Source organism: Clostridium sp. ZBS2, from assembly GCF_023845855.1.
Lineage (GTDB): Bacteria > Bacillota > Clostridia > Clostridiales > Clostridiaceae > Clostridium > Clostridium aquiflavi.
On sequence record NZ_JAMQIF010000014.1, the window covers coordinates 36,990 to 60,427 of the forward strand.

25 protein-coding genes and 7 tRNA genes are annotated in these 23,438 nt (G+C 26.9%); 24 read left to right on the top strand and 8 right to left on the bottom strand.

Features of this window, described 5'->3' with window-relative positions; translation table 11 throughout:
• The first annotated feature begins 170 nt into the window (after positions 1–170).
• The 3 genes from NG918_RS08895 (at position 171) to NG918_RS08905 (ending at position 2,693) form a co-directional block, all read left to right on the top strand.
• Positions 171–1,457, top strand: a complete 1,287-nt coding sequence (locus tag NG918_RS08895; protein ID WP_252216506.1) for an adenylosuccinate synthase — start codon at positions 171–173, stop codon at positions 1,455–1,457.
• A 102-nt stretch (positions 1,458–1,559) separates the two neighbouring features.
• A complete protein-coding gene (locus NG918_RS08900) occupies positions 1,560–1,742 on the top strand; it encodes a DUF1858 domain-containing protein (RefSeq protein ID WP_003371961.1) in 183 nt (60 codons plus the stop codon).
• Positions 1,743–1,943: 201 nt separating this feature from the next.
• Complete coding sequence (locus NG918_RS08905) at positions 1,944–2,693, top strand: acyl-[acyl-carrier-protein] thioesterase (protein ID WP_252216504.1); 750 nt, start codon at positions 1,944–1,946, stop codon at positions 2,691–2,693.
• Positions 2,694–2,775: 82 nt separating this feature from the next.
• Here NG918_RS08905 and NG918_RS08910 read toward each other — a convergent pair whose 3' ends face one another.
• Entirely contained in the window at positions 2,776–4,020 is a 1,245-nt protein-coding gene (locus NG918_RS08910; RefSeq protein WP_252216502.1) for a BaiN/RdsA family NAD(P)/FAD-dependent oxidoreductase, read from the bottom strand.
• Positions 4,021–4,184: 164 nt separating this feature from the next.
• On the opposite strand from NG918_RS08910, the gene NG918_RS08915 reads away from it, so the two are divergent.
• From NG918_RS08915 to NG918_RS08950, 8 genes are all read left to right on the top strand, one after another.
• The gene (locus NG918_RS08915) at positions 4,185–4,769 is read left to right on the top strand and encodes a hypothetical protein (protein WP_252216499.1); all 585 of its coding nucleotides are present in this window, start codon (positions 4,185–4,187) and stop codon (positions 4,767–4,769) included.
• A gap of 115 nt (positions 4,770–4,884) precedes the next feature.
• Positions 4,885–4,959 (top strand) — tRNA-Glu (locus tag NG918_RS08920).
• 13 nt (positions 4,960–4,972) lie between these two features.
• Positions 4,973–5,048, top strand: a tRNA-Val gene (locus tag NG918_RS08925).
• A 6-nt stretch (positions 5,049–5,054) separates the two neighbouring features.
• Positions 5,055–5,131: transfer RNA gene (locus NG918_RS08930), tRNA-Asp, on the top strand.
• Between the two features lie 9 nt (positions 5,132–5,140).
• Positions 5,141–5,215: transfer RNA gene (locus NG918_RS08935), tRNA-Thr, on the top strand.
• A gap of 29 nt (positions 5,216–5,244) precedes the next feature.
• Positions 5,245–5,319, top strand: a tRNA-Glu gene (locus NG918_RS08940).
• A 14-nt stretch (positions 5,320–5,333) separates the two neighbouring features.
• Positions 5,334–5,409 (top strand) — tRNA-Val (locus tag NG918_RS08945).
• A gap of 20 nt (positions 5,410–5,429) precedes the next feature.
• Positions 5,430–5,506, top strand: a tRNA-Asp gene (locus NG918_RS08950).
• A 95-nt stretch (positions 5,507–5,601) separates the two neighbouring features.
• Here the strand turns inward: NG918_RS08950 and NG918_RS08955 are convergent.
• Positions 5,602–6,582: an ATP-binding protein gene (locus NG918_RS08955; protein WP_252216393.1), complete on the bottom strand. Its 981-nt coding sequence runs from the start codon at positions 6,580–6,582 to the stop codon at positions 5,602–5,604.
• Complete coding sequence (locus NG918_RS08960; RefSeq protein WP_252216406.1) at positions 6,575–7,564, bottom strand: DnaD domain protein; 990 nt, start codon at positions 7,562–7,564, stop codon at positions 6,575–6,577. Before NG918_RS08960 ends, NG918_RS08955 begins: the two co-directional genes overlap by 8 nt.
• 175 nt (positions 7,565–7,739) lie before the next feature.
• On the opposite strand from NG918_RS08960, the gene NG918_RS08965 reads away from it, so the two are divergent.
• Positions 7,740–8,924 (top strand): peptidoglycan DD-metalloendopeptidase family protein, encoded by a 1,185-nt coding sequence (locus NG918_RS08965; RefSeq protein WP_252216407.1) that lies wholly within the window; start codon positions 7,740–7,742, stop codon positions 8,922–8,924.
• Between the two features lie 96 nt (positions 8,925–9,020).
• Here the strand turns inward: NG918_RS08965 and NG918_RS08970 are convergent, their stop codons facing one another.
• The 5 genes from NG918_RS08970 to NG918_RS08990 all read right to left on the bottom strand — a co-directional run bounded on the left by NG918_RS08970 (position 9,021) and on the right by NG918_RS08990 (position 13,125).
• The gene (locus NG918_RS08970) at positions 9,021–10,226 is read right to left on the bottom strand and encodes a S8 family serine peptidase (protein WP_252216408.1); all 1,206 of its coding nucleotides are present in this window, start codon (positions 10,224–10,226) and stop codon (positions 9,021–9,023) included.
• A 132-nt stretch (positions 10,227–10,358) separates the two neighbouring features.
• Complete coding sequence (locus tag NG918_RS08975; RefSeq protein WP_252216409.1) at positions 10,359–11,177, bottom strand: MBL fold metallo-hydrolase; 819 nt, start codon at positions 11,175–11,177, stop codon at positions 10,359–10,361.
• Positions 11,178–11,361: 184 nt separating this feature from the next.
• Positions 11,362–11,793 (bottom strand): DMT family transporter, encoded by a 432-nt coding sequence (locus NG918_RS08980; RefSeq protein WP_252216410.1) that lies wholly within the window; start codon positions 11,791–11,793, stop codon positions 11,362–11,364.
• 135 nt (positions 11,794–11,928) lie between these two features.
• The gene (locus tag NG918_RS08985; protein ID WP_252216411.1) at positions 11,929–12,405 is read right to left on the bottom strand and encodes a dUTP diphosphatase; all 477 of its coding nucleotides are present in this window, start codon (positions 12,403–12,405) and stop codon (positions 11,929–11,931) included.
• Positions 12,406–12,585: 180 nt separating this feature from the next.
• The gene (locus NG918_RS08990) at positions 12,586–13,125 is read right to left on the bottom strand and encodes a hypothetical protein (RefSeq protein ID WP_252216413.1); all 540 of its coding nucleotides are present in this window, start codon (positions 13,123–13,125) and stop codon (positions 12,586–12,588) included.
• A 394-nt stretch (positions 13,126–13,519) separates the two neighbouring features.
• Here NG918_RS08990 and murA point away from each other — a divergent pair, with 394 nt between their 5' ends.
• The 12 genes from murA to NG918_RS09050 all read left to right on the top strand — a co-directional run bounded on the left by murA (position 13,520) and on the right by NG918_RS09050 (position 23,359).
• The gene (gene murA, locus NG918_RS08995; protein WP_252216415.1) at positions 13,520–14,782 is read left to right on the top strand and encodes a UDP-N-acetylglucosamine 1-carboxyvinyltransferase; all 1,263 of its coding nucleotides are present in this window, start codon (positions 13,520–13,522) and stop codon (positions 14,780–14,782) included.
• A gap of 34 nt (positions 14,783–14,816) precedes the next feature.
• On the top strand, positions 14,817–15,608 hold the full coding sequence (locus tag NG918_RS09000) for an MBL fold metallo-hydrolase (protein ID WP_252216419.1): 792 nt from the start codon (positions 14,817–14,819) through the stop codon (positions 15,606–15,608).
• 65 nt (positions 15,609–15,673) lie between these two features.
• Positions 15,674–16,171 (top strand): SEC-C metal-binding domain-containing protein, encoded by a 498-nt coding sequence (locus tag NG918_RS09005; protein ID WP_035783332.1) that lies wholly within the window; start codon positions 15,674–15,676, stop codon positions 16,169–16,171.
• 300 nt (positions 16,172–16,471) lie between these two features.
• Positions 16,472–17,113 carry a lactate utilization protein gene (locus NG918_RS09010; protein ID WP_252225714.1) on the top strand — a complete coding sequence of 214 codons (642 nt, stop codon included), beginning with the start codon at positions 16,472–16,474 and terminating at the stop codon, positions 17,111–17,113.
• Between the two features lie 181 nt (positions 17,114–17,294).
• Positions 17,295–17,774, top strand: coding sequence for a 23S rRNA (pseudouridine(1915)-N(3))-methyltransferase RlmH (gene rlmH, locus NG918_RS09015; protein ID WP_053342617.1), 480 nt, complete (start codon positions 17,295–17,297; stop codon positions 17,772–17,774).
• Positions 17,775–18,011: 237 nt separating this feature from the next.
• Positions 18,012–18,452, top strand: coding sequence for a MarR family transcriptional regulator (locus NG918_RS09020; RefSeq protein WP_286673980.1), 441 nt, complete (start codon positions 18,012–18,014; stop codon positions 18,450–18,452).
• A 1-nt stretch (position 18,453) separates the two neighbouring features.
• Complete coding sequence (locus NG918_RS09025) at positions 18,454–18,999, top strand: cyclase family protein (RefSeq protein WP_252216427.1); 546 nt, start codon at positions 18,454–18,456, stop codon at positions 18,997–18,999.
• Between the two features lie 465 nt (positions 19,000–19,464).
• Positions 19,465–19,743, top strand: coding sequence for a CD3324 family protein (locus NG918_RS09030; protein ID WP_252216429.1), 279 nt, complete (start codon positions 19,465–19,467; stop codon positions 19,741–19,743).
• Positions 19,744–19,852: 109 nt separating this feature from the next.
• The gene (locus NG918_RS09035; protein ID WP_252216431.1) at positions 19,853–20,572 is read left to right on the top strand and encodes an MBL fold metallo-hydrolase; all 720 of its coding nucleotides are present in this window, start codon (positions 19,853–19,855) and stop codon (positions 20,570–20,572) included.
• 791 nt (positions 20,573–21,363) lie between these two features.
• Positions 21,364–22,209, top strand: a complete 846-nt coding sequence (locus NG918_RS09040) for an ABC transporter ATP-binding protein (protein ID WP_252225717.1) — start codon at positions 21,364–21,366, stop codon at positions 22,207–22,209.
• A complete protein-coding gene (locus NG918_RS09045; protein WP_252216435.1) occupies positions 22,206–22,955 on the top strand; it encodes a hypothetical protein in 750 nt (249 codons plus the stop codon). Before NG918_RS09040 ends, NG918_RS09045 begins: the two co-directional genes overlap by 4 nt.
• An 11-nt stretch (positions 22,956–22,966) precedes the next feature.
• Positions 22,967–23,359 (top strand): YxeA family protein, encoded by a 393-nt coding sequence (locus tag NG918_RS09050; RefSeq protein WP_252216437.1) that lies wholly within the window; start codon positions 22,967–22,969, stop codon positions 23,357–23,359.
• Positions 23,360–23,438: the final 79 nt, after the last annotated feature.

A 23,438-nucleotide genomic window follows, 5' to 3' on the forward strand; every position in this document is an offset into this window, starting at 1 on the left:
ATTCAATTATACGAATTATTATTAAAAAAATCAAAAAAATATTCGATGCCTAGTTGACCATATGATTTGACTTTGCTAATATTTAAAAGGAGAGTTATTTAAAAATTAAATAAACATCCAAATATTTTTACATAAAAGCTATTAAAGCTTGTATTTAAGGAGGCAAACGAATGTCAGCATTTATTGTTTTAGGAGCCCAATGGGGAGATGAAGGAAAAGGAAAGATGACAGATTATCTAGCAGAAGAAGCTGAGGTTGTTGTTAGATTTCAAGGAGGTAATAATGCTGGTCATACTGTAGAAGTTGGAGATAAGCAATATAAATTGCACTTAATTCCATCAGGAATACTATATGATGATAAATTAAATGTTATTGGAAATGGAGTAGTAGTAGATCCTAAAGCTCTATTTGAAGAAATAAATTATTTAGAAGGTGTAGGAGTTAAAGTTACACCAGAAAAATTAATCATAAGTGATAGAGCACAACTTATAATGCCATATCATAAAACACTAGATGTTTTAAAAGAAAAAGCAAGAGGTAAAAATGATATAGGAACTACAGGAAAGGGCATAGGTCCATGTTACACAGATAAGTTTGAAAGATGTGGAATAAGAGTTTGCGATCTTATGCATGAAGATGTTTTTAAAGAAAAATTAGAAGAAAATATAAGAATGAAAAATGACTATATTACTAAGGTATTAGGTGGAGAACCTTTAAACTTTAGTGAAATATTAAATGAATATTTAGAATTTGCAAAGAAATTAAGACCTTTTGTTCAAGATACTTCAGTTAATGTTTATAACAATATTAAAGAAAACAAAACTGTACTATTTGAAGGTGCGCAAGGAATGCTTTTAGATATAGATTATGGAACATATCCTTATGTTACATCATCTAACACAACAGCTGGTGGTGTATGTAGTGGTATAGGTATTGGACCTAACATGATAACTAATGCAGTAGGAATAACAAAGGCTTATACTACAAGAGTTGGTAAAGGACCATTCCCTACAGAATTAGTTGATGAAACTGGAGATTGGATAAGAGAAAAGGGTCATGAATATGGAGTAACAACAGGAAGATCAAGAAGATGTGGTTGGTTAGACTTAGTTATAGTTAAAACTGCTGCAAGAGTAAGTGGATTGACTTCATTAGCTGTTACTAAGATAGATACACTAGCAGGATTAGAAAAATTAAAAGTATGTGTAGGATATAAATTTGATGGTAAAGTTATAGATTACTTCCCAGCAAGTTTAGAAGATCTAGCTAAATGTGAACCAGTATATGAAGAATTTGATGGTTGGGATGATAGTGTAGCAGAAGCTAGAACATATGAGGAACTACCTGAAAATGCTAAGAAATACTTAAATAGAATAGCTGAATTTACAGATACTAAGATTTCTATAATAGGTGTTGGACCAAAGAGAGAACAAACTATAAGAATAGATAGTATATAATATTAAGTTTTCATGTTATTGACTTTACTTTTAGTATAAAATATAATTCATAGTAGATAATATTTGTATGAATTGAGTTTTATGAATAAGAAGGTGAAAAATATGATAACAAAGGACATGACAATTGGTGAAGTAGTTAAAAATGATTCATCTAAGGCTGAAGTTTTAATGAGCTTTGGTATGGGATGTGTCGGATGTCCATCAGCTCAAGCTGAAACAATAGAAGAAGCTGCTATGGTACATGGAATTAATTTAGATGAATTAATAGAAGCATTAAATAAATAATACTTAAAAAGAAGAGGCTGTTGCAAAAATGCAATGGCCTTTTTACTATTAAATTATGATTTACAAAAATTTAAACTGTGCTGTATAAAAAACATTATATATAGGAAGAATTTGCAGTATAATAGATATTATGTATATAAAGGAGGGGGGAAATATTACACAGTAAATAGGGATTATTTTTACTTTAGTAATATTATAATTATGGGTAAGATTTTTAGTAAAGAATATGAAGTTAATTATTATGATGTAGATTCAAATTTAAAATGTAAGCTATCATCTATTATTAACTATATATGTGATGTAGGTAGTAGACAGTCTGAATTAATAGGCGGAGGAATGGAATACTGTACAACGAATAATTGTTCGTGGGTGTTTTATAAGTATGATATAAAAATGTACAGATATCCTAAGTTTGGAGAAACTATAAGTTTAACAACACAAGCTATAGGTTTTAAAAAATTCTATGGATTAAGAAAATATTCTATTAAAGATTCAGATGGTATTTTAATAGGAGAGGCATTAGCACTATTCTTTTTAATAAATATTGAAAAGAGAAGACCTATGAGAATACAAAAAGAACAATATGAATTTTATGGGGTAGATGGTGATTTAGATCATGATGTATCAATGGAAGATATAGAAAAGGTTGAAGAAGAACAATTTATTAAAGAGTTTCAAATCAGATATAGCGATATAGACTCTAATAAGCACGTAAATAACGTAAAATATATAGAATGGGCCATTGAAGCAGTTCCACTTGAAACAGTAAAAGAATATGAATTAAATAGAATTAAAGTGCTATTTGCTAAAGAAACTACTTATGGAAAAACAATTTCGTCAACAGCGACTTTAAGACAAATAGATGAAAATAATTTAAAGACTTATCATAAAATAAAAAATGATGAGGGAACTGAAATAACATTCTTAGAAGCAGATTGGATAAAAAAATAATATTAATGATAATAAAGCGATATCAAAGTAGGGTTTAATGTTTATACTTTGATATCGCTTTATGTTTTTAAAACACTAAAATTTATTTTTCAGCAGCAGATTTACCAGCTAAACATCCTGAGCTCCAAGCCCATTGTAAATTAAATCCTCCACAATCACCATGGACATCCATTATTTCACCACAGAAATAAAGATCTTTCACTATTTTTGATTCTAATATATTATCGTCTATTTCTTTAGTATTAACTCCGCCAAGTGTTACTTGAGCGTTGGAGAATCCATTAGTACCAGTGCATTTAAATTCCCAGTTTTTTAATCTAGAAATCAATATACTTAAATACTTCCAATCTAATTCAGAGCAACAAGAATGAATATCTTTAATACCGACATCCTTTAAAAGAGTAGATATCATTTTCTTATTTATCACACCTATTAAACAAGATGAAATTTCTCTATAGTTAAAAATTGAAAAATGACTGTATATAAAATTCTCTATTTCTTCTTTTGTTTCATTAGGGAACATATCAACACTAATTTTTACATCTTTGTTCTTATAAAGTGCTTTTGAAGCATATGAAGATAATTGTAAAATTGGTGGACCTGATATTCCGTAGTCAGTAAATAGTACTTCACCTTTTTCTGTTCTAATTACTTCACCATCAACTAGAATACTTACTTCACCATCAAATTTAATTCCTGATAATGCTTTCAAATAAGGATAGTCTAATTTAAGCTGAACAATGCCAGGAAGAGGTTCTACTATATTATGACCTAGTATTTTGCTAAGTTTAAATCCAGAGCCATCAGATCCTGTTTTAGGGGCAGATTTACCACCACAGCTTAAAATTAATTTTCTAGAGCTAAATTCTTTAAATTCTTCATTATTTGTATTAATGGTGAATTTCTTTGATTTTCTTATATCTGTAACTTTGCAATTGGTGTATAGAGGAATATTTTTATCATCTAAACACATTCTCAATATATCAACTACTGAAGATGCCTGAAGTGATTTTGGAAACATCTTACCATTTTCAAGTTCTACAATAGGTAAACCTAATGATAAAAATAAATTTTTTGTATCTTCAATTGTAAATTTATTTAATGTTTTAGTAAAAAAATTATTATTTTCGCTATGAAAATTAACAAATGGAGAACAGATATTATTATTAGATATATTACATCTACCATTTCCAGTGGTAAGAATTTTTTTACCTATTCTATCAGTTGCTTCTATTATAGCGACATCTTTTCCTAAATCCTTAGCCATTATTGCAGCAATTAATCCTGAAGCTCCACCGCCAACAACTATTAAATCATGATGAATCATATATGTTAATCTCCTTATATTTAAATGAATTATAAAGTAATACTTATATAAGTGTTTTCTAAATTACTTAAATAAATTCTAACATAGTAATATAAATCTTAAAAGCAAGGAATAATAAACTTAAAACAAAGCCAAAATATTTATAAGAAGTGGTGATTTTAGCTATGAAAGCAAAAGTTATTAATAAAGAACTAGAAGACTATGATTCAGTTTTTCAAATTAGAAGAATGAATTTTGATCAAGCTGTAATAAATTATCCTACAGGAAGTGGTTTAAAAACATTTCAAATAGAAGATATAGAATTAATTCCTGAAAACAAGGTTGATGAATTTTTAATAAGCAATAAGCAATTTTTAAAAATTAAACTGACAAAAGGAATATCTGTATTCTTTTATATGGCATTATTGGAGTCCCTGGAAGATGAAATAAATGAAAAAGTAATAGAATTAAATGTATTAAAAGATAAATATAAGATAAATAGAAGGGGTATATGGGATAAAGAAATATTAATATTTGTAAATAATAAGTTCCCTATAGAAGTATTATCTTCAGGACAAAACTTCAAAAAAGAAGGGTATAGCATAAATATCAATAAAGTTTCTGAAGAAAACTTTTTAAATATTTGTTTTAATGAAATCAATAAAATTGAAAAAGAAATACAGGATAGAAATAGGATGTTATCTGGGTTTGGGAAGGCTATTAATGAGATAAAAGGAAGTTATAATAATGAGCAAAAATTGTTGATTTAGCACTAAATAAAAATATAATAATAAAAAAAATCAAAAAATGTGTTGACACATAATATAAAATTATGTATTATAGTCTATGTGGTCGGGAACACGGTCACGAAAAATAAAAAACCAAGGCTCCTTGGTCAAGCGGTTAAGACACCACCCTTTCACGGTGGTAACAGGGGTTCGATTCCCCTAGGAGTCACCATTTTCTATCTTATGGGCGCATAGCTCAGCTGGGAGAGCATCTGCCTTACAAGCAGAGGGTCACAGGTTCGAGCCCTGTTGTGCCCACCATAAGATGGCTCAGTAGCTCAGTTGGTTAGAGTGCCGGCCTGTCACGCCGGAGGTCGAGGGTTCGAGCCCCTTCTGAGTCGCCAATTAAATTAGCTGGCATGGCTCAACGGTAGAGCAGCTGACTTGTAATCAGCAGGTTGTAGGTTCGATTCCTATTGCCAGCTCCATTTAAAAAATATTTTCGAAAAATTAATATGGCTCCTTGGTCAAGCGGTTAAGACACCACCCTTTCACGGTGGTAACAGGGGTTCGATTCCCCTAGGAGTCACCATTTTTTATCCTTATGGGCGCATAGCTCAGCTGGGAGAGCATCTGCCTTACAAGCAGAGGGTCACAGGTTCGAGCCCTGTTGTGCCCACCATAAAACATAAAAAATAATATGGCTCAGTAGCTCAGTTGGTTAGAGTGCCGGCCTGTCACGCCGGAGGTCGAGGGTTCGAGCCCCTTCTGAGTCGCCAACAAAACTCTAGTAAAACTAGAGTTTTTTGTTTTTAACGTCAATAACTACTTTTATATATATAAATAGCTTCTAAAATTATTAGAAGCTATTTTTTTATCTATTTTTTTGTAGGTTTTTCTTAATTCTTATATCTTCTGAATAGAACTTACAAAGTTTAAAATCACCAAGTAATCTAGAAGCAATTCTTTCTGTATATTGCTTTGTTATACCTGGTAATGTTAAATTAGTAGAAATAAGCATTTTCTTTTTAGTTAATATTCTTTTATTAATAATATTAAATAATTCTGTTATAGAAAATTCATTTAAATGTTCTGCACCTAAATCATCAATTATTAGTAAATCACAATTTAAAAGTAGTGCCTCTAAATTGGCATTATTATTAAATCTTATTTCACTTAGATTTTTAATTAATTCATCAGATGTTTTATATACAACTAGATAACCTTTATCTAATATTGCTTTAGATAAGCAATATGATAAATAAGTTTTTCCACTACCGGGATTACCATAGAATAATAAATTTATATTTTGAGATGAAAAGTTCGGAATATAATCATTTAAAACATATTCTAATATATTTTCAATATTTTTTCTTGGAGAATACTTTTCATCACCTAATCTATGGGTAGAAAATAGATTTAAATCAAAATTATTAAAATTATTTTCTTTTATAGTATTTTCTAATTCGGAATCTTTGTAGTGTAATCTGATTAATTTTTGTTTGTAACAAGTACATTTATTTGCACCTATAAATCCAGTATCTTTACATTTGCTACATGTATACTTTAAATTTAAATATTCAGGATCATAACCATTTGCTACGAGCATTTCACATTTTCTTACTCTTAAGTCTGTAATTTTTTCTTTATATTGTGTTAATGTTTTTTCACTGTCATCAGCTTTTATGATTTCTAAAGACATTCTTAAAGACATTCTTTGTATTTCATTATCCAACTCTAAAATTTCAGGGCATATATTAGATACTTCTAGCCTTCTTAATTTTAGATTTTTGGCTTCATTTTCTCTAATATTCTCATATGTTTTTAAGATTTCTGCTTGATATCCATTAATCATTATTATCCCATCCTAGTAATTTTTTTTCTAAAGAGTCATAATCATATTCTCTTGCTTCAAAGTTATTAAACTTAAGAGGTGGCTTTTCAGAAGAATAGTTAGTTTTTTTATAATTTTTATTTTTAGGGGTTTTATCTTTAAGTGCTATATCCTCTAATGTTTTTATATTATTCTTATACCAGTTAGATAATATACCATCGATATATTTAAAGTCTGCCCTATTTAACCTTTCAAAACATATATCACAGGCTTTAAATATAATCTCTGTAGGAAATTTATAAACTAAAAGCCATTTTTCTATAATATCTTGTTGAGGTTTCATAATTTCAGTATTTTTTATACCAAGATAATTTAGTATTTTTCTTATGTTTAACCATTTATCTTCTGTTTTCTTTATTAAATTTTGAGCCTGATCAATGGTTCTTATCTTTAAATCATGCCAAGATAAAGCAACTTTTTCTATATATCTTGCATCAGACTTTCCTTTAGATATACAATATTCTATTAATATTAAAATTAGTTCTGAGGAAAAACCTAATTCCCTTTGCCAATTTAAATAAATTGACATTTCTTTAGGGGATAGTGGTCTTGCAAGTAACTTTTCTATATGTTTTAACATATCTTTTGTATTATTTTCATCAAGTGCATTAAGTAAATCAACTTGTTTTGAATCATCTAAATTTTCTTCTGATAAATTTAAGAATTCTATATTAAAATTTCCCATGTTATCAATAGGAGTAAATTTTATTACTCCTTCATCATTCCAATAATTAAAGGCATTCATAATATCAGATTCTAATAAATTAAGAGAGGATGCTAGTATTGATGAGCTGACTCCTAATTCGTTACAAGTATTATACTTTAGCATTAATAAATAAACTTTTATAAATTCTCCTCTAGCTTTAGGCATATACTTTTCGATAAAAATATTACTTATAGGAGTAAATGTTGGTACCTTATTTTTTAGCATAAAAGTGCTCATACTTATCACTACCTACCTTTCATAATAAAGTCTTTGTAAATTATTATAACAAACCAATATTATAACCACAATGAATACAGAAAACAACTAATACTTTAAACTAATGAATAAATTTGTTTGTAATAGGATAGATTATAAATTGTATTTTTAATTATAAAAGTGAAAGGATTAAATTATGAACACGAGAAAAATGAAAGTAATTAAATTTATAATTTGTCTTACAGTTATATTTAATTCAATAATTTTAATAGCAAATGCAAATTCTAATAAGGTATTTGAAGCATATGTTGATGGAAGGCTAGTAGGTTATATTTATGATAAGAAAGAATTTAAGCAAATGTATAGTGAGGTTAATGATGAATTAAATAAAAGACTAGGTACTGATTTAGTACAAGATAAGAAATTAAGATTTAAGACTAACAAAGAAAATATAGAAAAATCTAGTGAAGAAAATATTAAAAAGAATATAAAGAAAATCATTAATGATGAAGTTGATGCAAAGTTAATAAACATAAATAATAAAGATTACGGAATAGTATTCAATGAAAATGAAGCTAGTGATGTTTTTAAAGATTTCATAATGCAAAATTTAAATAAGTTTAATATAAAATTAGATTCTGTACTTGATACTGAGATTAATGCTAATGTAAAATACTCAGATGTTAAAGTTCCAATTTCAAATGTAAATGATATTAAGCAAATAGTTGACAATATGATAAATGATGAAAATATAAAAGTAGATGTTAAAATTAAAGAAGAAAAAGAAGTAACTGTAGCGCCTAAAACACAAATAAAAAGAGATGATTCTATGTATATAGGAGAAAACAATATCAAAGAAGGCGAGGCTGGTAGCAAAAAAGTTACTGCTGAAGTTACTTACCGTAATGGAGAAAAGCTGAATGAAAATATAATTTCAGAATATGTAACAAAAGAAGCTAAAGATAGGATTGAATATAGAGGTAGCAAAACTCCAATTGGAACTAAAGCAACATTTTTACAATATCCAACTAGAGGTAGATACATCACATCTAAATTTGGTCCAAGATGGGGGAAGACTCACAATGGAATAGATATAGCAGGGAATACAGGGGACCCTGTTACAGCGGCTTTTGATGGGGTTATTGAAGACGCTGGAGTTGTAAGCGGATATGGTAATATGATTAAAATAAAACATGAAGATGGATTAGAAACACTTTATGGTCATTTAAGCTCAATTCATGTGAAGAAAGGACAAGAAATAAAAAAAGGAGATGTTATTGGTGCTGTTGGTAGTACTGGAAGAAGTACAGGACCTCATTTACATTTTGAATTAAGATCAAAGGGAACTCCAATAAACCCAGAGTCATATATAAAGCAATAAATAAAAAGATCTATATCAACACTCTACTAATATATAGAGCCAAATAAAAAAATAATAAATACTAAAAATATTTATAGTATTTATTATTTTTATAATTTAGGGCATCAATGTATCAATATTTATAATACCTTCACCACAAATATTTTTAGGAATATCATCAACAGGATCACATGCAACTTTTAATAGTGAAGTTAAATCATTAAAAGTTAGTTCAGGATTATTTTCAAATAGCAAAGCACATAATCCACTAACATATGATACGGCAAGTGATGTTCCGGTAAAAGTTTTATATGGTGCTTCAAGCTTTTTAGGATAAATCTTTAAGCCATTTTTTTCACTTAAGTAATTAGTATCACTGTTCAATGAAACTATATTTACACAAGAAGCAGATAAATTAGGCTTTCCAGATTTTCCAAATGGACCTGATGAAGAAAAGGTATATGGCTTTATTATCGGAGTAGTGCTGTCTAAGCCTGCAACTGTAATACAATTATCACACGTAGATATTCCCATAATAGAAGACGAGTTATTTAATGTACTTCCACTAGGTACTATAGGAATAACATTATTTAATATTGCATATTTAAATGTCAAATCAAAGCAAGAGATGATAAATGTATTATGACTTAATAATTCAAATGGTAGACATAATACTTTTATGTTATTTTCTTTAGAGATTTCTACTAAAGATTCTATTGAATATAATATGTCAGAAGCAAAACCCTTTCCTAGTTTATCAAAAGCTTTATAACAAAATAATTTACTTTTATGTGCTATTCCTTTGTACATATTATTTGAGGCAAGTCCACTACTACATAAAATGCCGCTAGTTGATGTACCGTGACCATTATCATCGTAAGGATAATTAAAATCATTAATTAAATCAACAAATAATGATATTTTATTGCTAGGAGATATTAAATCAGGATGTGGAAATACACCACTATCTACAATCCCAATTCCTACACCAGCTCCTGACAACTTATATTTCTCTGAAAAGTGTACTTTGTTAGCTGTAGCAACACTCATACCGCAAAGAAATAAATATTCGTCTAAATAAACTTTTTCTATTTCTGGATATTCAACAATTCTTTCAATACCTTTAGAAGTTAAAGTAGCACTTATTAAATTAGAACATTTTATAACATGATGTAATTTACCTTTATATGATGTAACTTTTTTCTCTATAGAGGATTGAAAATTTTTATATTTTATCAGCACTCGATAATTTTTATAACAATTATTAGACATATAGTGTTTTAAATTAGGATCTAGCTTATTTTTATATGAAAATGCAAACATATTCTTCTCCCAATTATTTATTTCAATATATAGTATATGAATAATAGGTGTTTTGTTAATACACAAGTTAACTAAAATATTTACAATTATATTTAGAAATATATAATATAAGTATTTATATAAAGAATAAGACTAGAAAATAAACGTTTCTCCAATATCAATTATCTTTATATTATTATCTTTTAAGTTTTTTAATATCAATTCAGTTTCATTGAAATCTTCTAATGATATTATAAATGTTTTATAGTGAATAGGTATCATTACTTTGGAATTCATCATTTTAAACATTTCATAAGATTCAAGAGGAGTACAATGCATATGAGAAAATCTTTCTGGAATATAACATCCAACTGGCATTAAAGCAATATCAGATACAATTCCTTTAAAATTATCAGTAAATGCAGTATCACCAGCAAAAAAAACTTTTTTATCGTTTCTTTCAATTAGATAAGATAAGCTTTCATCATCAATTCCTACATAAAATCTTCTTCCATCATGATTTGCTTCATATGCAGTTATTTTAATATTATCATCTTCATAGGTTTCATTAGGATGCAAAAGAAATACATTTTTAAATCCTAATAATCTAAGGATTTTCTTATATCCTTTAGGCGCTATAACAATAGCATCTTTATTTAGTTTACTAAGAGATGGAAAGTGCATATGATCCATATGTCCATGAGATAGGATTATATAATCTATTTTTAAATCTTTTAAGTAATTAGGTTTTTGAACAACTCTTTTAAAATAACCTAATACATCGGATAATACAGGATCAGTTATAATTACTTTTCCACTTAAGTTTATAACTGTTGTAGCATGACCAAACCAATTAACAGAGTTAAATTGTAGTTGATCAAATTTAATAGCATTTTTCTCTTTAAAATATTCCTTTAAATTGTTGTTAGTTAAATTAAATAAAAAATTTATATTCTTAAAAAAATTTGACATAGAAGGTCCTTTCTATATTTAAATGATTGTTTTATTTTGGATATTTTTTAGTAGAGTACTGATATATGAATAAGTAAAGCTTAGCAGAATTATCAAAATTAAATTACAATGCCACTTTACCTATTCCATATATCAATTACCGTATTTAAAATATGTAATTCAAAAATATTATACAACGATTAAATTAGTGTTTCCATTTAAATATTATAATTCCAACTATCATAATTGCTATTCCTAAAAATTCATGAAGTGTAAATTTGATTTTTTCAGTGCCAAACAATCCAAAGGCATCAATTATTCCTGCTGCTAAGAGTTGAGCTATTAATATAGTACCTATACCAAAGGTAGTACCCATTCCACCAATGCTTTTCATTACAGTAAATATAATAACAACTCCAAGTGCTCCTCCTAAAAGAAATATCTTATTAGCATTTTTTATATTAGAATAACTCCCTTTTCCACAAAAAAAAGATATAACTAAAGTTAAAATTAGTCCAGTAAGCTGTACTATAACATTTGTTTCCCAAATTCCTATTTTTTCACCTAATTTTGTGTTAAATACGCCTTGTAAACTCATTGAAATTCCAGAAATTATAGCATATATTATGCCCATCATAAAAATCACCTCAAAAATATTATGTCCTTACTATGAGGCAAATATTAAGTTTATAAAAAAAATGTGAAGGTGATTTTTGGAATTATAAACTATATGATTTATAATTTTTTAAACAATAAAAAAAGTAGCTCCAAATTAAAGAGCTACTTTTTCATACGTATTTTTAGAAAATTCATTTTTTAGTTCAGTTTGAGTAAATCCTAAGGTTATTGCTAAACTTAAGATGTCTTCGAATAAAGTAAGGTAGTGATCTTTTGATGGTGATATAATTAAATCGTTTATATCAATATATAAGTTTAAAAATTGATCACTTAAACAGTAGTCATTAGGTTTTACATCAATCTCAGTTATATCAGAATAATTATTATCTAGTCCGATAGTAATAATTTGCGATAAACAGGATACATATTTTCTAAATACAACTTGCATATCTATAAAATTGTTAGTATCCATCAAGTATTTAAAGCATTTAGTTTCATTAGCTAGTTCGCTAATCTTAACGTTGAATTCCAAATATTTTCTAGTTTGAATCTTACAGTCATCTAATTGATTATTTAATGTTAAATTTTTATTTATTATTCTTTGAGTTTCAAAGAGGTCTTTAACATTCATACTGAATCCCCCTACTTTAATAAATCATTATTTTTATTTTACAAAAATTTTAAAATAAAAGAAAGTGGAGAAAACGAATACAATAAAAAATATTTTAAATTTTCTTAAAAATACAAAAAATAATAGTAAAAGGGAATGATTAATTATCAAATTCTCTTTTACTAAAACAAATAAATATATTTAAAATTTTTTTAAAACAAATGATTTTAACGGTAAATCTTTTTTAGATGTAGGTATTTTCCAAACTTCTATTTTTTTAATCTTTAATTTTATATAAGGATTATTTTTATATAGGTATGGAAAATTTAACTTTATATCCTGCTTTTTATAGTCTTTTGATATATAACCTAAATTTGATAGAGAAACAAAATTTTCATCAAATGTTTTAATATTAAATCCACTTAAAATAAGCATGTCACTAAGAGCACGAGAAATTCTCTTAATATATCCTCTATTATCAATCCTTAAATTAACGCTTCTAGTATTATCGTATACATAAACAGAATCCAAAGCATCAATCCTAAAAACTTTATATGGCGATATAATTTTGTTTATAATCGGATAAAGTTTATCGAAATTAGGATTATCAACAATACATAAAGGAATAAATGGCATAGGTGAATTTCTATTGCCTCTAAATTTTTTTGACATATTTTTTTGAATAGGTGAAATTAATTGATATGTTTCATCATCAAATACCGCAACTATATAATACTTCATGTAAACCTCACAATCTAAACTAATGTCTTGCTATTACAAAGTTTTAATAAATTATAACACAATAGAACAAATAAAAAAATAGAAGAATAATTAAAATATGAATGATAATAATAAAAATGTAATTAAGTAAATAATTTTACATAATACCCATAATTTATATCGTTAAAATTTGACTATATTACATTTAATATTATAAAAAGGAAATTTATTAAGTAAAATGTTTAAAAAACTATTAATATAAGGAAAAAAATATATTTAAATAAATTAAGTTTATGATATAATGATAAAAGTAGATTTTAATAAATATAATAGGACAATAATGTCTAATGAAAATATAGATATAATCAGGAGTTTGACGTATTTAAATATAGATTTTATGAATAGGGTGAATTCGATGGAAAGATTGATAATAAATGGAGGGAATATTCTTAGAGGTTCTGTTGAGATCAATGGTGCTAAAAATGCAGCTGTAGCAATATTACCAGCAGCAATAATGGCCAGTGAAGGAAAATGTGTAATTGATAATATACCAGATATTGAAGATGTACATTGCCTTGAAAGAATATTAGAAAGTTTAGGTTGTAATACAGTAAAAATAGATAATAATACATTAGAAATAGATAGTACAAATGTAAGTAATTTTGATGCTTCAACTGAGGATGTAAGAAGAATGAGAGCCTCTTATTACTTTATAGGAGCTTTATTAGCAAGATTTAAGCAAGCAAAGGTTGTGTTACCTGGTGGATGTCCAATTGGTGTTAGACCTATAGATCAACACATAAAAGGATTTGAAGCTCTTGGTGCAGAAGTTACTATAGAACATGGTGCTGTAATAGTGAAAGCAGAAAAATTACAAGGAACAAATATATTTTTTGATGTAGTATCAGTAGGTGCTACAATAAATGTTATGATTGCAGCAACATTAGCAGATGGTGTTACTACTCTTGAAAATGTGGCAAAAGAACCACATGTAGTTGATGTAGCTAATTTTTTAAACTCAATGGGTGCAAATATTAAAGGTGCTGGTACTGATGTTATTAGAATACAAGGTGTTGAAAAACTAAAAGGTTGTTCTTATAGCGTTATACCTGACCAAATAGAGGCTGGTACATTTATGATAGCAGCTGTTGCAACTCGTGGAGATGTTTATGTGAGGAATGTTATTCCAAAGCATTTAGAATCAATTTCAGCAAAACTTAAAGAAATGGGTGCAGTAATTGAAGAAGATGATGATTGTATAAGGGTTTGTGCTAGTGATGAACTAAAAGCAGTAAACGTAAAGACTACCCCTTATCCAGGATTCCCGACTGATATTCAACAACCTATGTCAGCTTTATTAAGCGTTATTTCTGGAAAGAGTATAGTTACTGAGTCTATATGGGAAAATAGACATAAACATATAGATGAACTTAAAAAGATGGGCGCTAACATAAAAGTTGAAGGTAGAGTAGCTATTATTGAGGGTGTTAAAAGACTTACTGGAGCAGTAGTAAAAGCAACTGATTTAAGAGCTGGAGCTGCTATGGTTATAGCTGGTTTATTAGCTGAAGGAAGAACAGAAATAACAAGTATAGAACATATAGATAGAGGATATCCACATATAGAAAATAAATTAAGAGCTTTAGGAGCGGATATAAAGAGAACTACAGTAGAATAGAGTGGCTTTTTATGTTATCATAGGAGGAATTTAAATGATATTCTGTTCTTTATACAGTGGAAGCAGTGGGAATAGTATGTTTGTTGCTTCTGAAAAATCAAAAATATTAATAGATGCTGGACTTCCAGGTAAAAGAATTGATGAAGCATTGAAATCAATAAATCAGTCACCAAATGATTTAGATGGTATTTTTGTAACACATGAACATAGTGATCATATAAAGGGTGTTGGAGTTTTATCAAGAAAATATGATATACCAATATATGCAAATGCCAACACTTGGAGTGCTATGGAATCATTAATTGGAAAGATAAAAGAGCATAATATAAAGGTAATTGATAAAAGATCAGTTACTCAAATTAAAGACTTAGATGTGAAAGCCTTTAATATTCCTCATGATTCAATATCTCCTATGGGTTATACTATTGCTAACAAAAATAAAAAAGTTAGTGTAGCAACTGATTTAGGAACATTTACAAAAGAAATATATGATAATATTAAAGAATCAGAAATTATTTTACTTGAAAGTAATCATGATGTCAGTATGCTTAAATATGGACCATATCCGTATAGCTTAAAAAGAAGAATATTAAGTGAGATAGGACATTTATCTAATGATGATTGCGGTGAAGCTATTGTAGAAATATTAAAGAATGGCTTTAATAAGAAGGTTATTTTAGGACATTTAAGCAGTACTAATAATCAACCTGATTTAGCATATCAAACAGTAGTTAATGTATTAAGAGAAAATGGAATTAATGAAAAGAATGACATAACATTAACTATGGCAAATAGACATGAACCTAGTGAATTTATAGAATTTTAAATTGGTTACTATAAAATAAATTTATAAATATAAAACAAAAGCAACATTAAGGGAGGATTTTAAAAATGAGTTTATATACAGATTGGACTAATATGGTTGTAGACTATGTAAAAACTAAGGGAGAAAATGCTTTCTGGCAAGAATATAGTAAGTTAGAAAAAAGCATTTATAAAGATTTATTAGCAAAACATAAAGAACCTAAGAAGACAACAATTGCTGGTTTAGCAAAAGAATATGATTCTTCATTAGAATTTATAATGGGATTCATTGATGGAATAAATGATAGTTTAAAAAATCAATATGATTTAGAAAATTTAGATGAAAATACTGAATTAGTATTAGATATTGATTTAGAAAATTTATATTATAATATGTTAGATGCAAAAGCTGAATATCTTTACACTTTACCACAATGGGATGGAATATTCTCAGAAGAAAAGAGAAAAGAAATTCAAAAACAATTTAGAGATTCTAAAATCATTAGAAATAATGAAAAAGTTGGAAGAAATGACGATTGTCCATGTGGAAGCGGAAAGAAATATAAAAAGTGTTGTGGTAAATAGTTTTCTAAAAAGGGATCTACAATGATCCCTTTTATTTATATATAGAAAATTTTAATGGACAACCACTGTAAAAATATATAAGAATTTAAATTCATAATCAACTATGTTTCTTTTGGGTATTAGTTGATAAATACAGTAAACCTTTTATTAATAAAAGATAATATACATTTTAAAATTAAGTGAAAATATTATAGGGATATTATTTGATTTCTATATGGTAAATTTTGTATAATGATATTATGATTTATACTCAATATGATTGATTGGGATTATAAATACAATATAGCGTGGGGTGATAATATGGACAATAATATTATGTGGGTAAATGAACAAAAAATATTAAGAACAATAGATGAGTTAAGAAAAAGTAATATGAATGGGTATTTTGCTAAATCTAAAGATGACTTAATAGGTATTATAGAAAATATAATAGAACCAGGTAATAAAATTGCATTTGGAGGATCAATGACCTTATTTGAATGTGGGGTTATGGATTATCTTAAGAATGGAAAATACAATTTATTAGATAGAAATAAACCTAATATCACACGTGAAGAAGTAAATGAAATATACAGACAAGCATTTCTTTCAGATGCTTATTTCACAAGCTCAAATGCTATTACTGAAAAAGGTGAAATTTATAATGTTGATGGTAATGGTAATAGGGTAGCAGCTATTCTTTATGGACCAAAAAAAGTAATAATAATTGCAGGCGTAAATAAGATAGTTCCAACTATAGAGGATGCAATTAAAAGAAATAAAGAAGTATCAGCACCAGCAAATACAAAAAGATTAAACAAGGCTACACCATGCTCAAAAATAGGAAAATGCATGGACTGTAATAGCAAAGAAAGAATTTGTAATGAATACACATTAATTAAGAGACAAATTGATAAAGATAGAATACATGTAATATTTATAAATGAAACTTTAGGCTATTAAAACAGAATTGTGTTTTAAGTGTATATTAGTATTTTAGTATAGGTAGAACTTTTAGTTTTATATCTTAGCTTGTAGAAAAGATTAAATTTTACGAGCTTATTTTTGTACTAAAATATTAATAATTACCTAAAATATAAGGTGAAAATAAAATAGATTATGAGACTAAAACTAAGGAGAAAATATGAATATAACAATTATTTCAGTAGGAAAACTTAAAGAAAAATACTTGAAACATGCTATAGATGAGTATTCTAAAAGATTATCTCGTTATTGTAAATTAAATATAGTGGAGCTACAAGATGAACAAACTCCAGACAATGCGTCTGAAAAGGACGAACTCATCATAAAAGATAAAGAAGGCAATAAGATTTTAAATTCTATAAAAGATAATATGTATGTAATTACATTAGATCTTAAAGGTAAGATGATGTCATCAGAAGAACTATCTAAATTCATTGATAATTGCGGAGTAAGAGGTAATAGCAACTTATGCTTCGTAATTGGAGGAAGCTTAGGTTTAAGTGAAGCTGTTTTAAAAAGATCTAATCATAGTCTTTGCTTTAGTAAAATGACATTTCCACATCAACTTTTCAGAGTTATGCTATTAGAACAAATATATAGAGCATTTAGAATAAGTAATGGAGAACCGTATCATAAGTAAATGCAAACTTTACTAAATTTGTATAATTAAAATATAATACTCAAAAAGCTATGGAATGATTTCTATAGCTTTTTTGAGGTTATATAAAATTACAAGATTTACGCAACAAATTGAGTTGAACAAAATGTTGACAAGGAAACAAAAATATTATAATATTATTTCCAAGGAAACAAAAATCATAAAGACTGTTTAGTTAGAACTCTAAAGGAGGTTTTTTAAGTGGATAATAATATTATTATGAAGAGTTTAAAAAATATATATGAAAAGGAAGAAACTCTAGGAAAATTAGCATTTAAAGGTGAATATGAAAATTATGGAGTTTCAGAAATACATTGTTTAGATTTTATAGGAAAAATAAAAGATCCTAATGTTACTAAAATATCTCAAAGTATGAATATGACGAGAGGTGCAATAAGTAAATTGTGCAAAAAACTTTTGAATAATAACCTTATTGATAAATATAAAAAGCCTAAGAATGATAAAGAAATATATTTTAAGTTAACAGAATTGGGAGAAAAATTATACAAATATCATGAAATAAAACATAAGCAGTGGGAAGAAAGAAATAATAAATTTTTTAAAAGCATAACTAAGCAAGACCAAGAAATTGTAGCTAGTTTCTTAATAAAATTTAATAACTATTTAGATGAAATAATAGAATCAGAAGGAGATATATAATATGAATTTACATTTAACGGAATTTAATATTCCAAAGAAAATATTAAAATGGGGAGACTCACAACCAGCACATCAAAGACAACATATAGGAACGCATATAGATTGCTACAATCTATCAAATATAGAGTTACCAGTAGAAATAGATGTTACTGTAATAGATGTTAGAAATCTAGATATTATAGATATTGATATATTAGACAGTATATCAATTAAAAAAAATTCTTTCGTAATATTTAGAACCGGATATTTAGAAAATTATGGATATGGAAGTGAAGAATATTTTAATTCTAAAGCAAGTCCATATTTAACTAATGAGCTTATAGATAAATTATTAGAGTGTAATATAAAATTAATAGGTATTGACTTAAGTGGAATACAACATGGCAAAGCTCACGTAGCAATAGACAAATATGTTGAAAATAAAGGAGCGTATGTTATAGAAAACATATGTAATTTAGATAAGGTTACTACAGAATTCAAAGCGAATTTAAACTGGATTCAACTAGAAGGTGCTACAGCAATAAAAGTTGAGATTGAAACTATATAAAGTACAAAGAGAAGTAGATAGGTATAGGATGTAAAAAGTTTATTAAAGGGAAACGTAGGGAAATGCATATAGGAAAGTTGGAAATTATAAAGAGTTATTAGATAAGAAGGTTCAAGAACCATTTATAAGAGAGAACTATAAGGGGAGTAAATAGAATAAACCTCATTTGTAACTGATACGGAGAACCGTATCACAAATAAGTGAGGTTTTTACTGAAATTGGACTGTTGAATAATTAGTATTTAGAGTTTAAGATTTAGTAAATATATAAATCAATAGTTAGGAGAGAACATATGAAAAACTTAACACAAAAACTAGTTATTGCATTAAGCTCCAAGCAAAGACTGTAATAGCACAGAACATATTTTGTTAGGAGCTGCTTTAAAAGAGAGATTTAATCAAAGTAGTTTTGTGCAGTTTTTGCTTTAATATTAAAAAAATATAATATTAAATAGGAGCAAAGGCTATGAAATATAAAAATGCACAAAATATATTACCTAAGGAAATTATTAAGATAATTCAACAGTACGTTGATGGAAGTTATTTATATATACCTAGAAAAGATGAAAATAGGAAAAACTGGGGAGAAAATAGTGGATTTAAAAATGAATTAATAGAAAGAAATATACAAATTTACAATAGCTTTAATAATGGAAGTTCAGTTAAGGAATTAGCAAATAAATATTATCTTACTGAAAATAGTATTAGGAAAATTATTAGGGAATATAAAATGTATTATAAATAAAGCACTTAGTATGTAGGAATAAATAATACAGAAATGTTTATAGACTAACTATATTTTTAAAACGCATGATACTATTTAAATAATTAAATTATTATTAGGAGGAATTAACATGAGTAAGATAAGCATATTAGAATTGTCTTTCAAATTTGGTAACAAAAAGGATACTATTTACCCTGTAATATTAGAAGATGAAAATGAAATGGTATTAATAGATTGTGGATACCCTGATTTTCTTAGATTGATAGAGAAGGTTGCAATAAATAATGGAGTCAACATAAAAAATTTATCTAAAATAATTATAACGCATCATGATTTTGACCATATGGGAGCGTTAGCAGAATTTAAGAGACAATATCCTAATATACAGATATTAGCATCTAAAGAAGAGGAACCATATATTAATGCTAGTAAAAAATCGTTAAGACTACAACAAGCTGAAAGTATATATGATTCTTTAACAGAAAATCAAAAAGAGCAAGCTAATCATTTTCATAAAATCCTTGAAGCAGTAGAAAGTTGTAATGTAGATATAACATTAAAAGATAAAGATTATTTAGAGTTTTGTGGAGGAATTGAAATAATAGCTACACCTGGACATATGCTAGGTCACATATCTATTTATCACAAAGAAAGCAAATCATTAATAACTGGAGATGCTTTGGTTGTAGAAAATGGAAATTTAGATATTGCATTACCTCAGTATACTTTCGATATAGAAGAGGCTAAAAGGTCTATTAAAAAATTTTTGAATTATGATATTGATAGAATCATATGTTATCATGGTGGAATATATGAAAATGAGATAATAGAAACACTTAAAAACATTTAATATTAAAAAATGAAGAATTAGAACATTTATTTTGTTTTAGGGCTATTGAATTAATTAAATAAATTTAATTAAGAGTAAAGTACACTATTCTTTGTGGGATGGGTGCTTTTTCTCTTTGCCATTAAGCTTTCTATGAATACCAAGAAATTTAATCTTGATAATTAACTTAGAAATAAAAAGATTATGTTTTAAAACTAATTTAATAATATAAATAGTAACAAAGCTTTTTATAGTTAATTCTACAATAGTCCAAGGAGGATAAAATGTTCAAAACCCCCGTAGCCATCCTACTACGGCATTTCTATATTCTAACTTGGATATTATACCATAATTATGTAGAATGAATATGTGGGTATTAATTGGAAAAACCTCATTTAGAATAAGTAATGGAGAACCGTATCACAAATAAGTGATACGGTTTTTTATTAGATAGATATAATAAAATAAATTTAATAGCTTATAAAAAAGATAGCTAGAGTATGGTTTATCTTACACCTAAAGTAAAAAATAAAAGCACAAGAGAAAATTAAAAAATATTTTAGCAAGATATTAATTGGGTAAGCCTTGTGGGTTTTTGCAATGATTTTTAGGAATTAAGGTTTATTTAAGCTTATATTAAAGATTGAAGTTTATTCAAAATATATAATATTAGACAAATAGTAAATCTACTTCATGTACCAAGAGAGATAACTATCAAATTTATTGATATTGAAGATAAATATATAAGTATAGAAATTTATAAAAATGAAACGCTAGTATTTTGTACAAATTTTGAAGATTATGAACAAAGTATGACTAGAATTGAAAAGTTTTTGAGAATAAATAAAGGAGTTATTATGATTAAATTAAAACACATTAATAAATATTATGGTGATTTTCATGTTACCAAAGATTTAAACTTGCATGTAAAAAAAGGAGAGATATATGGTTTAATAGGAAAAAATGGTGCAGGTAAGACAACTATTTTTAAAATAATCCTTGGTTTATCAGATTTTTCAGATGGAGAGTTGTCTATCAAAAACAGTAAGAATTATTCTGAACTATTAACTAATAGAAAAAAAATAGGTTTCTTTATAGGAAAAAACTTTTTTGACTATCTTGATGCAAAAGAAAATTTACAATATTATCGTAAATTAAAAGGTATTAAGGATAAGAAGGAAATAGAACGAGTCCTTAAAATAGTTGGATTGAATACTACTAAAGCAAAATACAAATCTTTTTCAATGGGAATGAAACAAAGATTAGGAATTGCAAGTGCATTACTTGGAAATCCAGAGATTCTTATATTGGATGAGCCGACAAATGGACTTGACCCTCAAGGAATTGTAGATATTAGAAATCTGGTAAAACAACTGAATCAGGAATATGGAATGACAATTATTGTTTCCTCACATATATTAGGTGAACTTGAACATACTGCAAATAGATTTGGCATTGTGCATGAAGGAAAAGTATTACGTGAAATTACTCTAGACGATTTAAAAAGTGAATCAGATACTATCCAAATAAGTGTAAATGACATAGATAGAACTAGAGAAATTTTAAAGTCAAATCATATTGAAATTTTAGCAGAAAAATCTTCTACTAAAACTTTAGAAGATTATTACTTTGAACTTGTGGGAGGGAAAATAAAATGATTAATTATATTCTAGCTGATATTCGTAGGATTAGTCGTAAGCAATCATTTATTTATACACTAGGTGGATTTATTGGATTGTTTCTACTAATGATTTTTATATATTATAATCCAACATTTAATCAGAATGCATATCTTGAAAAAACAGATACATTTTTAGGTTTCTTTCCATTGGTTATGGGACTTTCTATTTTTTTATCAATTTATTATGATGATTTTAAAAGCAAGTCTATGCAGATTGCCATTGGATATGGAATTTCAAGAAGTAAAGTTGTTTTAACAAAAATTATTGAAGTGGCTATACTTTCACTCTTATCAGCATTATTGTTGGGAATTGTGATTTTAGTTATTCCAATATTTTTAAAAATGTCTTTATCAAGTAAAGAAATATTTACAATTATTTTAGGCGTTGGCGCAGAAGCATTAAGAATTATTGGATATATCAGTATGTCAACTATATTAGTTTATTATTCACAAAATGCAATGATAGGTACTATATTCTACGTTTTGTTATCATCAAAGACTGTTATGCTAATTTTAGCGACTATTTTAGGGCAAGGTTTTATTATAAATTCAATTGGGGACTTGACTAAATTCATGTATACAATAATTTTATATAAAGAAAAATTATCTTTCATTGAAACAGGAAGTTTTGACTTTTTAATCATAGCAGGAATTTTGGTATATATTGTATTACCTACCATTATTACAATAATAATGTTTAGAAAAAAAGAATTAGAATTTTAGGAGGAATAATTATGAAAAAAATAATAGGAATTATTGCTATAGTAATCATTATATCTGGAGCATTTTGGGCCAAAGGATACTATAATAGTAGATATGTTGTTTCAGATACATATTACACTCAAATACCATTAGATGAAGTAAATGAGGATTCATGGTTAGTTGATAATAAAGGTGAAAAGCAAGAAAAAGGAAAATCATATGATTTAATTGGATTTAATAAAGAAGGAAAAGAAAGAGAAGTTCATTTTTTCAAACGAGGTACTGCTAAAGATTACTATGAACCAGGAACTTATATTAAAGTAGATGTAAGCAAAACTATTGAATTAGATACCAATGTAGTTGAAAAGCATAATGTTCCAGAAAAGGCTCTAGAAAAAATTAGTGAAAAAGGTACTAAGAAATAAATTATTATTTTATTTCTTTGATAAGTCCAAAATGGTTAATAGGTGTCAGCTTTAAGTTGACACCTAATTTTGTAGATAT

What these genes read in the sequence shown, in the direction of transcription:
- NG918_RS09000 (WP_252216419.1), top strand. Translation starts at nt 14,817, where the DNA reads ATGATATTCTGTTCTTTATACAGTGGAAGCAGTGGGAATAGTATGTTT.
- murA (WP_252216415.1), top strand. Translation starts at nt 13,520, where the DNA reads ATGGAAAGATTGATAATAAATGGAGGGAATATTCTTAGAGGTTCTGTT.
- NG918_RS09035 (WP_252216431.1), top strand. Translation starts at nt 19,853, where the DNA reads ATGAGTAAGATAAGCATATTAGAATTGTCTTTCAAATTTGGTAACAAA.
- NG918_RS09010 (WP_252225714.1), top strand. Translation starts at nt 16,472, where the DNA reads ATGGACAATAATATTATGTGGGTAAATGAACAAAAAATATTAAGAACA.
- NG918_RS08910 (WP_252216502.1), bottom strand. Translation starts at nt 4,020, where the DNA reads ATGATTCATCATGATTTAATAGTTGTTGGCGGTGGAGCTTCAGGATTA.
- NG918_RS08900 (WP_003371961.1), top strand. Translation starts at nt 1,560, where the DNA reads ATGATAACAAAGGACATGACAATTGGTGAAGTAGTTAAAAATGATTCA.
- NG918_RS08985 (WP_252216411.1), bottom strand. Translation starts at nt 12,405, where the DNA reads ATGAATGTTAAAGACCTCTTTGAAACTCAAAGAATAATAAATAAAAAT.
- NG918_RS09050 (WP_252216437.1), top strand. Translation starts at nt 22,967, where the DNA reads ATGAAAAAAATAATAGGAATTATTGCTATAGTAATCATTATATCTGGA.
- NG918_RS09045 (WP_252216435.1), top strand. Translation starts at nt 22,206, where the DNA reads ATGATTAATTATATTCTAGCTGATATTCGTAGGATTAGTCGTAAGCAA.
- NG918_RS08915 (WP_252216499.1), top strand. Translation starts at nt 4,185, where the DNA reads ATGAAAGCAAAAGTTATTAATAAAGAACTAGAAGACTATGATTCAGTT.
- NG918_RS09020 (WP_286673980.1), top strand. Translation starts at nt 18,012, where the DNA reads ATGAAGAGTTTAAAAAATATATATGAAAAGGAAGAAACTCTAGGAAAA.
- NG918_RS09040 (WP_252225717.1), top strand. Translation starts at nt 21,364, where the DNA reads ATGACTAGAATTGAAAAGTTTTTGAGAATAAATAAAGGAGTTATTATG.
- NG918_RS08975 (WP_252216409.1), bottom strand. Translation starts at nt 11,177, where the DNA reads ATGTCAAATTTTTTTAAGAATATAAATTTTTTATTTAATTTAACTAAC.
- NG918_RS08990 (WP_252216413.1), bottom strand. Translation starts at nt 13,125, where the DNA reads ATGAAGTATTATATAGTTGCGGTATTTGATGATGAAACATATCAATTA.
- NG918_RS08895 (WP_252216506.1), top strand. Translation starts at nt 171, where the DNA reads ATGTCAGCATTTATTGTTTTAGGAGCCCAATGGGGAGATGAAGGAAAA.
- rlmH (WP_053342617.1), top strand. Translation starts at nt 17,295, where the DNA reads ATGAATATAACAATTATTTCAGTAGGAAAACTTAAAGAAAAATACTTG.
- NG918_RS08905 (WP_252216504.1), top strand. Translation starts at nt 1,944, where the DNA reads ATGGGTAAGATTTTTAGTAAAGAATATGAAGTTAATTATTATGATGTA.
- NG918_RS09005 (WP_035783332.1), top strand. Translation starts at nt 15,674, where the DNA reads ATGAGTTTATATACAGATTGGACTAATATGGTTGTAGACTATGTAAAA.
- NG918_RS08960 (WP_252216406.1), bottom strand. Translation starts at nt 7,564, where the DNA reads ATGAGCACTTTTATGCTAAAAAATAAGGTACCAACATTTACTCCTATA.
- NG918_RS08980 (WP_252216410.1), bottom strand. Translation starts at nt 11,793, where the DNA reads ATGATGGGCATAATATATGCTATAATTTCTGGAATTTCAATGAGTTTA.
- NG918_RS08970 (WP_252216408.1), bottom strand. Translation starts at nt 10,226, where the DNA reads ATGTTTGCATTTTCATATAAAAATAAGCTAGATCCTAATTTAAAACAC.
- NG918_RS08955 (WP_252216393.1), bottom strand. Translation starts at nt 6,582, where the DNA reads ATGATTAATGGATATCAAGCAGAAATCTTAAAAACATATGAGAATATT.
- NG918_RS08965 (WP_252216407.1), top strand. Translation starts at nt 7,740, where the DNA reads ATGAACACGAGAAAAATGAAAGTAATTAAATTTATAATTTGTCTTACA.
- NG918_RS09025 (WP_252216427.1), top strand. Translation starts at nt 18,454, where the DNA reads ATGAATTTACATTTAACGGAATTTAATATTCCAAAGAAAATATTAAAA.
- NG918_RS09030 (WP_252216429.1), top strand. Translation starts at nt 19,465, where the DNA reads ATGAAATATAAAAATGCACAAAATATATTACCTAAGGAAATTATTAAG.